Genomic DNA, 12,911 nt, shown 5'->3' with positions numbered 1-12,911 from the left:
ATATTGTACTCCAACATTTGGAATTCAGCAATAATGAGATAAAATAAGGTGGTTTTACACATGAATCTTGTGGCCGATGTTTGCATTGTTGGTGCAGGCCCAGGCGGCGCTCTACTTGGATATCTGCTTGCCAAAAAAGGGATTTCTTCCATTGTGCTTGAACGTCACAGAGGAATTGACAAAGAATTTCGGGGCGAACATCTCAACCGGGACGGAGAACTTGTTTTAAAAAAATACGATCTTTATGACCAGGTCGAACAAGCCGGTCTACTCCTAATGGAACGAATCGAATATTGGCATCAAGGAGCAAACATCAAGACCGTTACACCGGCTGCAGGCGAACAACATGTGGGCATCCATGTTCCGCAACGGAATCTATTAAACGTATTGATTGCAGCGTCAGAATCTTATCCGCATTACAAACTCATGATGGGAACCAAGGTGACTGAGCTTATTTTTCAAAATGGAACGGTGACCGGACTAAAGGCAAAACAGGGTGACCAAGACCTGACAATCCACAGCAAGATCGTCGTTGGCGCAGACGGACGCTTCTCATCAGTACGGCGACTGGCGGAAATGCCGTTTTCCACGATCCCTCATGGGTATGATCTTCTATGGGCAAAGATTCCTAGCCCGAAAGATTGGGAGCCGACGATTAAAAATGCCTTGATTGATGGACAACAGCTCGCCTTATTTACCCAGGCAGGCGGGTTTATTCAAATCGGCTGGAATATTCAAGAAGGCTCCTTTCCAGCTCTGAAACAACAATCGTTCACGCCTTTCATCGAGAAGGTCATCCAAGCCTTTCCAGAGTTAACGGAAACCGTTCAGGCACATATTCACTCCTGGGACGATTTCATCTTGTTGAAGGTACAAAGCTGTCAGTGCCCCACCTGGGTGAAGGATGGAGTGGTGATCATGGGCGATGCGGCTCATACAATGAGTCCAACTGGTGCGTTTGGCATTAATTGTGCCTTATTGGATGCAGACTGTTTAGCTGAAGTGCTTACTGAGGCACTCGACCAGCGCGATGTAAGTGCCGCTCGCTTAAAAAACTTTGAGCTGGCACGACGGGGTAGCATCGAAACACTGCAGACACTACAATTGGAAAAAGAGACACACTATCACGATCAATTCAACGTTCCAAACTTGACTTAGATATCGTCTCGAATTCAATAAAAATAGAAACATAAGGGAATGGGGAAATCCATCATGAAACAAGTTCAATCAAATTCAAATATACTCTCTCTATTAGAGGACAAAATAAAACAAATAAAAAAAGACAACGAGGCCATTTACCTGGTCGGCCCGATTAAACTGCCGGTCAATTTAAACGGGAAAACCGTTGAATTTAAATGGTATAGCTGGTTAAAAAGCGAAAATGTAACCGAAAACTTTCAACAAGTGATTGATCAGCTTTCATCTGCCAATCTGGCAGACTATCAACAATCCAGTGTACTCGTCTATGGTGATTTTGAATACGGTGACGAAGCATTGATTCGGATGCACTCTATCTGTCATACTGGTGATATCTTTGGCAGCAAGCGCTGTGATTGTGGCTTTCAGCTCAAACAATCAATGCAGATGATCACCGATCATGGCACTGGCGCCTTATTCTATCTTGCCAATCATGAAGGCAGAGGAATCGGCCTCTTCAGCAAAGCAATGGCCTATATTCTACAAGAAAATGGCTATGATACCGTTGAGGCTAATGAAGGACTTGGCTTTCCAGATGATTCAAGAAATTACGATGAAGCGATCGAAGTTCTTAAGGCGTTACGATCTAAACCAGTCACCTTAATCACGAATAATCCGAAAAAACTAAAAGCGCTCCAGGTAGCTGGTGCACCCGTTTCTGGACGAACGCCTCTTTGGGGTGATGTCTCCGAATATAATGAGAAATACTTACAGACAAAGGTAAAAAAATCTGGACATATGGCGGAGTAGGGAGCGAGCAAGTACGGCCCCTTCCCCATTGACAGGAGGATAGACGAAATGATGAATGATGAATTCTATATGCAATTAGCCTTGAAAAATGCCCAGGCGATGAAGGGCCAGACCGATCCGAATCCCATGGTTGGCGCTGTAATTGTCAATGACAACCGCATCGTCGGTGTCGGTGCCCATATGAAAGCTGGCGAACCGCATGCAGAAATCCATGCGCTTCGAATGGCTGGTGATCACGCCAAGGACGGCACCATTTATGTCACACTCGAGCCTTGTTCCCACCACGGCAGAACGGGTCCTTGTGCGGTGGCAATTGTCGAAGCCGGCATAAAAAAAGTGGTCATTGCTACACTAGATCCTAATCCGGTTGTCTCCGGAAACGGAGTGAAGATTTTAGAAGACGCGGGCATTGAGGTTGTTACTGGCGTGTGTGAAACAGAATCACGACAGATGAATGAAGTGTTTAACAAATTTATCGTTGCGAAAAAACCATTTGTGACCTTGAAAGCAGCAACAACCTTGGATGGAAAAATTGCCACTCATACCGCTAGCAGCAAGTGGATTACTTCCGTCGATGCCAGACAGGATGTTCATCAGTTAAGAAGTGAACATCTGGCGATCCTCGTTGGCGTCAATACCGTCATTCATGACGATCCTGAACTGACATCGAGAATTCCTGGTGGACGGAATCCCATCCGTGTGATCATGGATTCTTCTCTCAGAATTCCGTTAGACGCTAAGGTCGTAACCGATAAAAAGGCGGAAACATGGATTTTCACAAGTGAAGCCTATGACAAAGACAAGCGGGCCCAATTAGAGGAAAAAGGAGTTTCCGTGTTCGTCACGAGCGGTGCCCGTTCCGTTGATGCGGCTGATATGATGACGATCTTAGGCGAAAAGCTGGTCTCCTCCCTCTTCATCGAAGGTGGCGGGACGATTAATGCGGCCCTTTTAGAACAAAAATTAATCGATAAAGTCGTCCTCTATATCGCTCCAAAATTAGTTGGCGGCCAGAATGCCCCCACCTTCTTAGAGGGTACGGGAATTGAGCAGATGAGCGATGCCATCGAGTTAGCGAATATGACAGTGACCCCGATTGGCAAAGACTTTAAATTCACTGGATATCCCATATATTAACCTAGACGGGTGCTGAGTCACCCGTCATTTTTTCTGAAAGAGGTGTAAAGATGAAATTTGGATTTGATATTGATGATACGCTCATCAATTTACGGGGGTACGCCTTCCAGCTTTATAATCAAAAATTGAATCAGAAGCTTGGACTCGAGATTTATGAGGCATTACAGACGGTTGAAATTCACGCGCCGTTTGGAATGACAGGTGTGGAGGGCAAACAGATGTGGAACAACTCCCTCGAGGACATTTACTATAACACTTGTCCCGCCTTTCCTGGTGCGATCGAACTTTTAAGCGAGCTTGATCAACAGGGTCATGAAATTTTTTATATAACGGCTCGGAACAAGGAGCATGGGGAGCGCACGAAGCAATGGTTAGTTGCTCAAGGCTTTCCCGTTCAGGATGAACGCTTTTTCTGCGGGATGAAGGATCTCGAAAAAGTAAATATCATTAAGCAATTAGGTTTGGATTTTTATTTTGATGATAAACCGGAGATTTTGGCTACATTAGCAGAAGAACCCGTGCAGGTGTATCTGAAGGATCAATCATATAACCGCCATGTCGATTTGCCACGAGTGACGGATTGGTCTGAGTGGAAGGAATTTGCAAGGAAGTGATATACTGAAACATGTTTGTTGAATCAGGAAGGAGTTCTTTTACGTGGAGTTACAGCATGAATCAACGGCTCGGACGAATTCATCTTATCTATTTTTATTAATTATGGGAATTGTTCTAGTAGCTTTTAATTTACGGCCATCGATTACCTCGGTTGGACCGTTAGTAGGGATGATCCAAGAAGATGTTGGACTAGCCCACTGGAGTGCTGGTTTATTAATGAGCTTTCCATTACTTGTATTTGCGATAATGTCACCGATTGTTCCAAAGCTAGCCAATCGTATTTCTGACGAGAAGGCATTACTAGTCGGGCTGGTTTCACTTTTAATCGGGATCGGAATTCGGTCCATCCCCCAAACATTTTTTCTTTTAACAGGAACTTTGTTTATTGGCATCGGAATTGCCATCGGAAATGTTCTCCTGCCGGCCATCGTGAAGGATAAATTCCCCCACAAGTTCGGACTTATGACGAGTGTGTATTCTACTTCAATGGGATTAGTCGCATCGTTAGCATCAGGATTAAGTGTTCCGCTGGCGAAGGATTTACACCTCGGGTGGCAGGGAGCCTTAATTGTATGGGGAATACCGGCCTTACTGGCCATCTTGTTATGGTCCTATCTTCTCAAATTTAATCAAGGAAATCATCAACCGTTGAAAAAGGAGAGTTCTACCTCTATTGAAATGTGGCGTTCACCCCTCGCTTGGCAAATCGCCATCTTTATGGGCTTTCAATCCTTTCTGTTTTACGTCACGATTTCATGGTTACCGGAAATTCTGCAGAGTCATGGGCTAAGCATGGGGACAGCTGGATGGATGCTTTCGATTACGCAATTAGTGGGGCTGCCCGCGAGCTTCTTTATCCCTGTCATTGCAGGACGCTTTCGTTCCCAAGTCTGGATTGCGATGATGTTAGGCATGTTATCGATTGTGGGGTATGCTGGGTTACTATTCGGCAGCTCCTATCCGATATTAATCATAAGCATTATTTTTATCGGAGTGGCATTAGGAGGGAACTTTCCATTGGCCTTAAGCTTTATTGGTCTTCGTTCGCGGAATGCCAAGCGTGCTGTAGAGCTATCTGGGATGACACAATCAACGGGCTATATTCTAGCGGCAATTGGTCCATTGCTGGTGGGATTTTTATATGATATGACCCATTTGTGGACAATTCCACTGATCGCTCTAACGGTTATCTCTGTCGTTCTTATGGTATTTGGGATGATGTCAGGGAGAAATCGGTATGTTTAAGAGCCAACAGTGAGTGCTTTTTTTATCAAGGGCTATCGGAATGCGACTCTGATTCAGACTCTTGTCTGCCATAAAAAACAAATAAAAAAGTTGGTCTCTGCGATTGGCAGCTGACCAACTAAAAATTCTTTTGTCTTACTAGCGCTTGTCCCTAATTAGAGTGTCTCCGATTCCAGTCGGAATCCTTCTACGACCACGTCTTCATCCACCTCTAGCAATAGGCACCGTTTTCCTTGAAACATAATATATTTCACATACTTCAGGTCTTTCGGGTTGATGGTGACATCGGCCACCTTCGTATTGATTTTTATACTTTTAGGTACGACACTGCTAGCTTTGATTTCATGCTTTTCTTCATCAATGATGGCTTTGAAAGCATGTTCCACCTTGGCCGTCTCGACATTTTCAACCCCACTAACCGTTAAAATCCGTTCGATGTCCTTAGAATCTAACGTGGGCGTTTCACTTTCTTCATTTTCTGCGCTCTCTTGGATGATCTTATCAATTTCCTCATATACATTCGAAATCACGCGGGAATCGACTTCGTCCCCCATCACTTCTTTTAAGATAAAATCAAAGCTTTCCTTTTCCTCCAATGCGGTAATGATTTCTTCCCCGTTAAGCACATCTTCGATAAAGGTTACATCTGGTTGATTCGCTTTTCCGGCACAATATAAAATATGGTTAACGTCTGCGGCATTGTCATTAAAAGCCGGGAACAGAAAGCCTGATAGAGGAGAGTCCATATTAATAATCGGATCAAAGACGTTATATGATTTGAATTCTTTTTCAATATAATCAAACATTAAGGCTTTTTTCGGCTGATCCGTTTTGTTGAGACTACACAAAATAAACTCATTGGAATAGACCTCGTCATCGCCGCCTTCTTCCGATTCCTGATTCCGTTTCCGTGTCGCCTTTCGATACTCTCCGCGAATAAACGTCACCATCGTATCAAATTCATACACCCGATGGGCAAACATTTTCGCAACGATTTCCAGCATATATTCTTTCCACTCATCCGATGTATCTGAACGTAATCCTTCGAAGAGAATGGTTTGGGTACTGTCTTCCACATCCCGCCTGAACTTCAGCTCAAACAGCTTGGCGTCGAGGTGACCAGTCAGCACCTTTTTAAAGTTTGTTAAAAATAATTCTTGTGATTCCTGGTCTAACATTTGAAAGGGCTGACTGACATGATGGTAAATGTCACCTGATTCTTTTTGAACATACACATTGAAGACTTCCCGAATGTTCATCTGATGATTATTTAATCTGAACTGTTTACGAATATTGGCTATATCTTTTTTATTCATTTCGCTCAACTCCCATCCCTGATTATACTGTTCAGAAAAGAAAATAGTAATACTTGATATATTTTCAATTTTAGTGGCAAGGAGAATGAGAGTTCGCATTTTGTGTTATAGGTGCTAGTGGATTTCTACTCTAGGCACTTCGCTTCCGTAAGATCGTACCTCATTGAATATACTTGTGTGAGCCGTCACAGTTAGGCATCTTTTGAGATCGTCCACAAATGCAATCATTTAGTCCCTTACCATTGAGAATGCGGTCCATATTTTTTTCAATCCTTGACTCCCGGGTTTTGGATTGTTTGGCTTGAGCAAAAAAATGTATGTATGCTTTTTGCCGGCCTGGAGTCAATGCTTCAAACGCCGTTTTCAAGGTAGGGACTTCATCGAATTTTTTTTGCAATTCCTCAGGAATGATGTATTCGTCTTTCTTTTTAAAATTTACTTCCAAGCCAGCTTTTTCAACCTCAATGGCTTCATGAATATAGGCCTTCAAGATGGTTTCCATTTCCACTATTTCTTGAACATTGGTGAAGCGAATCTGGCGCGCAGACTGTACATTCTCTGTTTGTTGAATTAGAATCCCATGGGTATCCTTTAGCAAGGCACCTTTGTGAAACAGAAGCGCACAATATTCTTTAAATCCATGGATTAAAACGATGTTTTTTTTCTCAAACGTGTAACAAGGATGCATCCATTTAAATTCTTCGGTCAGCTCACAGTCAAGAACAATAGCTCGCAACTTCTCATATTCTTCCTTCCACTGTTTAGCTTTACTTAAAAATTCATCAACCTTAGGATTCATTCTACTATTTGTCATCAAAGAGCTCCCCTCTTCTATTTTTCAATCAGCTGGCAGTCATCTATGATCATTCTCATTTTCTGCCATTCTTTCTATCACTTTTCTGGCTTTACTTTAGTGAAATTCACGGTTAAACAGAACAATTTTTATTATATAACAAACCCTAAATACCTTAAAACGCAAATATGAGCCTCTAAGGGCTATCCTATTTTTTCTATTTCCGCCAGAAGGTTGAACAGTCTGCCTTATCTAACATATTAAACTCGATCATTTTCTCAAGTAAGGAGAAATCGACCGGACTATCCCACTTAATACGTACCAACCCCTTGGTGTGATCATAGCCCGCCTGTACAATGTCATCAGAAAAATGGTTGATCCCTGCCTCTTCAGGGGCAACAGCCAAATGATGCTTGGATACGCTAAAGCCAATAATAAATGTGTCGTGATCGGTAAACATAGGCTGTTTCCACGCAATTTTTGGCTTTAAATTTGGAAAGGTCTTGGTTACCCAAGCCAAAACTTCTTCTGTCCGGGCCCGATGTTGCGGGTTATCAATCTGCGCTATGTATTCTGTAAAAACTTCCATGTTGTTCCCTCCTAAAATAATCATTATCTCGTTCAGAGAAATGCTTCAAACCCATTCGTTTCTAACTTTTTATACTTCTACAAGTCATACACAAACTCCTTCTTCCATAAGACTGCCCTGTTAGGACAGGAAGTATAGCCAATAATTAGTAGTATTATTACAAATTCCCCTTAGCTATTGATTCATATTAATAGACATCCTGCTAGAAGCAAATATGCCTATTGAAAAATTCATGCAATTCGATTATTATCTAATTAGACATTTATTAAAGTAGGTGCATGTAGCATGCAATTAAACAAAATTGTTGAATTTCATAAGGCTTTAGGGGATCTGACACGTGTTCGGATTATTGGCCTGCTCCAGCAGGGACCATTGCACGGCCAAGCGATTGCGGGGAAACTCGGGCTCAAGCCCCCAACAATCACCCACCATATGGCGAAACTAAGAGAGGTAGGCCTGATTAAGGAGCAACGAGATAAAAACACCATCTATTTTTCACTGAACACAAATATATTGGAAAATAGTGCCAAATCCATTCTCACCGTTGGAACAGGAGGTGATGCAAGTATGGAAATGTCCGTCACGGCAGCGGAACGTACGGCCATCATTAATAACTTTTTCACAAAGGACGGAAAATTAAAGAATTATCCGGCCCAACGAAAGAAAAAGCTTGTCGTCCTTGCCCATATGGCCAATGGTTTAGAATTTGGGAAAGTATATCCAGAAAAAGAGATCAATGACTATTTAAAACAATTTCATGATGATTATGCCACATTACGACGTGAACTTATCATGTGTCAGTATATGTACCGCGAAAATAATCTCTATGAATTAAATCCTGTCGAGTTATGGTGGTTGAGTTAAAGGGCGTCACCCGGCGCCTATTTTTCCGCCTAACTAATTAGATATATATGAAATTAGATTCTTATAAAAGAAGGTGTTGACTTATGATCCGTGAAGAAAAACAATATCGGAAGCTGTTCCTAGCCGGGGTCGTGAACGGGATTGGGGACCGGTTTAGTTCTGTTGCCGTATTAGCGATGCTATTACAACTAACGGGATCAGGCTTGGCAGTTGGCATGACGTTGGCCATCCGGCTTATCCCATTCGTCTTTTTTGGACCGTTAGGCGGATGGCTGGCAGACCGGTTCCCGCGAAAGGTCATATTAGTCACAACCGATCTAGCGCGAATCGGATTTGCCCTGTCCTTCTTATTGGTCCACAGTAAAGGGGACATTTGGATCGTTTACCTCTGTTCATTCTTGTTAGCAGCTGGAGAAGCCATCTATAGCCCCGCGAGAAAGTCTGCGCTCCCTCTCCTAGTCAACCAGGAGAAACTCATCAAAGTGAATAGCCTGGAGCAAGTATTAGTTGGAATCGTGTTAATCGGCGGCGCTTTTTCCGGTGGAATCGTGTCGTTTATTTTCGGGGCCCATGTCACCTTTTGGTTCAATGCCGCCTCCTTCTTAGGTGCAGCCATTATCATCTCAACGATTAAGTTCCCAGAAAGTGAGCAGCAGGTCATGGAGGGCAATCAACCTGTAAAAGAAATGCCTTTCGTTGTCTTCAAAAAAATCATTTTGTTGTCCGCTCCGGTTCTCATTCTATTCATCTGTGAGGTTTTAATTGCTTTCATGAACGGCATCGATAATGTCCTCATTAGTGTGTACGCGGTGAATGAGTACCAGCTAGGAGATATAGGAGTTGGCCTATTTTACGGAGCATTAGGGATTGGGTTAACCTTAAGTTTTACCGTTGCCAATCGCTTAAGGAAAAATTTCTTAGTCATAGGTTTACTGTGTTTACTGCTAGAGGGGGCATCTCTACTTTTACTAAGTAAAACCCATTGGGTAGTGTTTGCGTTCCTACTATTTTGTGGGGCGGGATGTATGTCGGGGATTGGCAATGCCTGTTTTGATACGGTTCTGATGAAGGAAATTCCTGCGGAGCATCGAGGAACGATGTTTGGATTGTTAGCCACCATTGGAAATACGATATTGGGGCTATCCATGTTTTTATCAGGGCTCGCTTTAAATTATCTGGCGCCACGTTTATTAGGTTTGGTTGGCGGGATTGCTTATATCCTGATTGCCATTTTTCTACTGGCTGCCATCTCAACCAAGACTTATCGAAAAACGAATCAGAATCTGGTCGAGTAAAAAGGCGATTCATTTTTCTAACGGGTTTACTTTAGAGGTGCAAAACGCACTTGAATCCACCATATAATTCCCCCTTAATGGAGTAACCTGTGATAGTTCAATTAAGCGGAGATTTTCCGGTTAAATTGCAGAATAGGGCTCGGTTCGGGGTAAATAAACGGAGATTTTCCGACTAAGCAAAGTAAAATTGCCCATTTTTATGTTTTTTGAGTCAATAGTCGGAATCTTTCCGTATGTTTAAGCAATTTTCAGTGCTATTTCCTAAATAAGGGAAATTTCTCCGCTTATCAAACTCGCTTTAGCTCACGAATAAAAGCATAAATTTGCTGATGAGCCTCTAACCCCAAGTTCACTTCCTTCACAATCTATTGGTATATAATTATTTTATGCAAGAAGATTGCGTGAGGAATGGACAAACTATTTAAAAGATAACATATTCAGATTAATTTCCTATCTCATCTAAAAATTTATTGACTTACATTCTCATTTGCATTAAAGTAACTAGGTCAGATTGAATAATAAAACCGATGTTTGTGGACTTTTCTAGAGGAATCTCTATTTTCGCCACACAGCTTTCAGATGAAAGCTGTGTGGCTTTTTTGCGTTAAAAAAGGAAATTCATAGAATGAAAGGGGTAAAAAAAAAATGAAAGCATGGCATTACGCACTACTTGTTTTTTTAGGAGGATGCTGTTACGGGGCCTTATCAACCTTTGTCAAGCTCGCTTATTCCGCTGGCTATTCTGTATCAGTCGTGACAGGGAGCCAATATTTATTTGGCGCTTTACTCATGTGGATCCTAGCGCTTTTTTCGAAAAAGAAAAAACTGACATTCGCTAAAATCGGAAAATTGCTCTTAGCGGGCATCCCGCTTGGGCTAACAGGGGTATTTTATTATCAGTCCCTTCAGACACTTCACGCTTCACTGGCCATTATCTTTTTATTCCAATTTGTTTGGATTGGCAGCTTAATAGAGTGGCTTTTTTATAAAAAGCCTCCAACAATGGCAAAGATTATCTCGATTGGAATCCTTATTATTGGTTCCATTCTTGCAGCCGGGATCATAGCAGAAGGCGGCGGAGAATTTACCTGGCAAGGAATTGCTTGGGGCATACTTTCTGCTTTGACCTATACCAGCTTTATCTTTCTTAGCGGTATGGAAGGTGACATCCCACCTGTACAAAAAAGTGCCTTGTTTGCCACTGGCGGGGTAGTCACGGTTTTCGTCTTCTTTCTGCCAACCGAGCTATTCCAATTACCTGTTTTGCTGGGGGTTGCACCATATGGACTGTTTCTCGGTTTATTAGGTGTCGCCTTACCACCACTGTTGTTTTCAATTGGAATGCCACATATCGGACCCGGACTTGGAACGATCTTAACAGCCTCTGAGCTTCCTATCGCTGTCATCTTGTCATCGCTTGTTTTATCCGAACAGGTAACAATGTCCCAATGGCTCGGAGTTGTGTTCATCTTAGGCGGAATTGTGGCAGGAAATGTAAAAGTCACCAAAAACCGCAGAAATAAGGTTTCAGTAGAAGCAGAAACAAACTCTTAAAATAGAAGGATCCCACTAGCCTTAGGGAGTAGTGGCTTAAATACTACCTTATTAAGAACGTAAAAACTTGACATTATCAAACAGGCTTTTAGTGGAACTTGTAAACATAAATCTTTTCTGCAAAAAAGCTTACAATCAAACCAATAATTAGTGGATCAAACGAACCAGCTGAAATATAGAAGCCGTTTCCGTTCACTATATATTTGTGATGGAACATTAACCAAGGAATCGTAAACATATGACCAATCAGATAAAGCATTCCTGTCGTCAATACAAGCGAACCAATAGTAACTATGAAGCTCTTTAATTTCATCTAGTCGCCTCCTACTTAATTTATATTACCAATTTTATACAATTTATTCTCTGATAGCAACAATCATAAAAGAAAAGAGCGAAAAATAATAAAATCACCAGAATAACGTAGAATTAAGAAAAAAGTCCACTTCAGCTTACAGTTTATACTCTGGCTGAGGTGGGCTTTTTATTAAGCGTTACATACTTTTACTTACCTTGTGGTAGATTTTTCTTCATAAGAGAGGCTCCTTGTAGATTGTCTTCTGAACCGTGGATGGCTCAACTGAGTAGAATACGGCTCTGAACGATTAAATCCATGTTAATGGAATAAATTAAACCTCCCTTTTAACACAAGAAAAAGCCAACACGACAGGAATTCTTAGTCTTCTTTCAAATTCTTGCTCATTGGTGAAGTATTCACGCTTTGGAGTTCCTTCTCGTAAATCGATCACGGAAAATCCTGCACTAGTTAGGACACGAAAATAGTGCTCAATCGTTCGGTGATATTTCACTACTATTTGCTCAATCCAAGGCTCTTTTCTTTCTCCCTCTAGAAAATAGTCATCAACGATCCAGTTTTCGCGTCTATCGCCTGTTTGTTTACTAATATACGAGGAGGTCGTCAGCGGATGCTGTACACTAAAGACAAACTTTCCATTATTTTTTAAGGTTTTATGTACGTTTTGAAACAAAGTCTGAATATCAGCAACATAGTGAATAGCAAAACGAGATGTGACAATATCGAATTGATCTGCTATGTAATGATGCTCTTCAATTGTATTGTGATCAACCGTCCCGTTTAATCCCGATAAATGAATCTTTGCCGCACTGACCATTTGCTCAGAACCTTCGACTCCCGTGTAAGAACCTGCACCTTGAGATAATAACTCCTTCCCAAAGGAGGCATCACCACAACCTAAATCTAATATTCTTCTATCCTGAAAGTTTCCAATGAGTTCATATATGATGGGGCCTTCGATCGCATTGTTGGGGCTGTCCTTTCTACCACGCCTTTTCATATAATTTGAAAAAAAATCCCCCTGATCATAAAGAGGGCACTGAAAAAGTCACTTAAATATAGGATGTATATTTAAATTGGGCTGTTGATTTCCGCTCCAGGCGGCTTCGCTTTCCACGGGCGTGCCGGCGAGCCTCCTCGTCGCTTCGCTCCTGCGGGGTCTCTCCTGGCCCTCACTCCCGCAGGAGTCTTCGCCGCCTTCCGCTCCAATCAACAGGTTCTTTTACCTAGGCTTCATTTAAAT

At 42.1% G+C, this 12,911-nt stretch carries 13 protein-coding genes; 8 read left to right on the top strand and 5 right to left on the bottom strand.

Annotated features, from left to right (window positions below; translation table 11 throughout):
- The first annotated feature begins 60 nt into the window (after positions 1 to 60).
- From TY15_RS15980 to TY15_RS15960, 5 genes are read left to right on the top strand one after another with little or no spacing between them, the layout of a single operon-like run.
- Positions 61 to 1,158: an FAD-dependent monooxygenase gene (locus tag TY15_RS15980; protein WP_040205966.1), complete on the top strand. Its 1,098-nt coding sequence runs from the start codon at positions 61 to 63 to the stop codon at positions 1,156 to 1,158.
- Between the two features lie 54 nt (positions 1,159 to 1,212).
- Positions 1,213 to 1,947: a GTP cyclohydrolase II gene (locus TY15_RS15975; RefSeq protein ID WP_040205965.1), complete on the top strand. Its 735-nt coding sequence runs from the start codon at positions 1,213 to 1,215 to the stop codon at positions 1,945 to 1,947.
- 48 nt (positions 1,948 to 1,995) lie between these two features.
- Positions 1,996 to 3,084 (top strand): bifunctional diaminohydroxyphosphoribosylaminopyrimidine deaminase/5-amino-6-(5-phosphoribosylamino)uracil reductase RibD, encoded by a 1,089-nt coding sequence (gene ribD / locus TY15_RS15970; protein WP_040205964.1) that lies wholly within the window; start codon positions 1,996 to 1,998, stop codon positions 3,082 to 3,084.
- A 50-nt stretch (positions 3,085 to 3,134) separates the two neighbouring features.
- Positions 3,135 to 3,698, top strand: coding sequence for a 5' nucleotidase, NT5C type (locus TY15_RS15965; RefSeq protein ID WP_040205963.1), 564 nt, complete (start codon positions 3,135 to 3,137; stop codon positions 3,696 to 3,698).
- Positions 3,699 to 3,741: 43 nt separating this feature from the next.
- Entirely contained in the window at positions 3,742 to 4,944 is a 1,203-nt protein-coding gene (locus tag TY15_RS15960) for a CynX/NimT family MFS transporter (protein WP_040205962.1), read from the top strand.
- 155 nt (positions 4,945 to 5,099) lie between these two features.
- Here TY15_RS15960 and TY15_RS15955 read toward each other — a convergent pair whose 3' ends face one another.
- From TY15_RS15955 to TY15_RS15945, 3 genes are all read right to left on the bottom strand, one after another.
- Complete coding sequence (locus TY15_RS15955) at positions 5,100 to 6,260, bottom strand: DUF4317 domain-containing protein (protein ID WP_040205961.1); 1,161 nt, start codon at positions 6,258 to 6,260, stop codon at positions 5,100 to 5,102.
- A 160-nt stretch (positions 6,261 to 6,420) separates the two neighbouring features.
- Entirely contained in the window at positions 6,421 to 7,074 is a 654-nt protein-coding gene (locus TY15_RS15950) for a DUF1801 domain-containing protein (RefSeq protein WP_074432828.1), read from the bottom strand.
- Between the two features lie 196 nt (positions 7,075 to 7,270).
- Positions 7,271 to 7,642 (bottom strand): iron chaperone, encoded by a 372-nt coding sequence (locus TY15_RS15945; protein ID WP_040205960.1) that lies wholly within the window; start codon positions 7,640 to 7,642, stop codon positions 7,271 to 7,273.
- Positions 7,643 to 7,927: 285 nt separating this feature from the next.
- On the opposite strand from TY15_RS15945, the gene TY15_RS15940 reads away from it, so the two are divergent.
- The 3 genes from TY15_RS15940 to TY15_RS15930 all read left to right on the top strand — a co-directional run bounded on the left by TY15_RS15940 (position 7,928) and on the right by TY15_RS15930 (position 11,355).
- A complete protein-coding gene (locus TY15_RS15940) occupies positions 7,928 to 8,506 on the top strand; it encodes a DUF2087 domain-containing protein (RefSeq protein ID WP_040205959.1) in 579 nt (192 codons plus the stop codon).
- An 83-nt stretch (positions 8,507 to 8,589) separates the two neighbouring features.
- Positions 8,590 to 9,801, top strand: coding sequence for an MFS transporter (locus TY15_RS15935; RefSeq protein ID WP_040205958.1), 1,212 nt, complete (start codon positions 8,590 to 8,592; stop codon positions 9,799 to 9,801).
- A gap of 645 nt (positions 9,802 to 10,446) precedes the next feature.
- On the top strand, positions 10,447 to 11,355 hold the full coding sequence (locus tag TY15_RS15930; RefSeq protein WP_040205957.1) for an EamA family transporter: 909 nt from the start codon (positions 10,447 to 10,449) through the stop codon (positions 11,353 to 11,355).
- 88 nt (positions 11,356 to 11,443) lie between these two features.
- Here the strand turns inward: TY15_RS15930 and TY15_RS15925 are convergent, their stop codons facing one another.
- Positions 11,444 to 11,668, bottom strand: a complete 225-nt coding sequence (locus TY15_RS15925) for a hypothetical protein (RefSeq protein ID WP_040205955.1) — start codon at positions 11,666 to 11,668, stop codon at positions 11,444 to 11,446.
- Between the two features lie 313 nt (positions 11,669 to 11,981).
- Positions 11,982 to 12,668, bottom strand: a complete 687-nt coding sequence (locus TY15_RS15920) for a class I SAM-dependent methyltransferase (protein ID WP_042374990.1) — start codon at positions 12,666 to 12,668, stop codon at positions 11,982 to 11,984.
- Between the last annotated feature and the right edge of the window lie 243 nt (positions 12,669 to 12,911).

This window comes from Neobacillus jeddahensis (assembly GCF_000612625.1).
GTDB lineage: Bacteria > Bacillota > Bacilli > Bacillales > Cytobacillaceae > Neobacillus > Neobacillus jeddahensis.
Note: the sequence above shows the minus strand (reverse complement) of the source record. Positions and strands in the feature narration are given on the sequence as shown.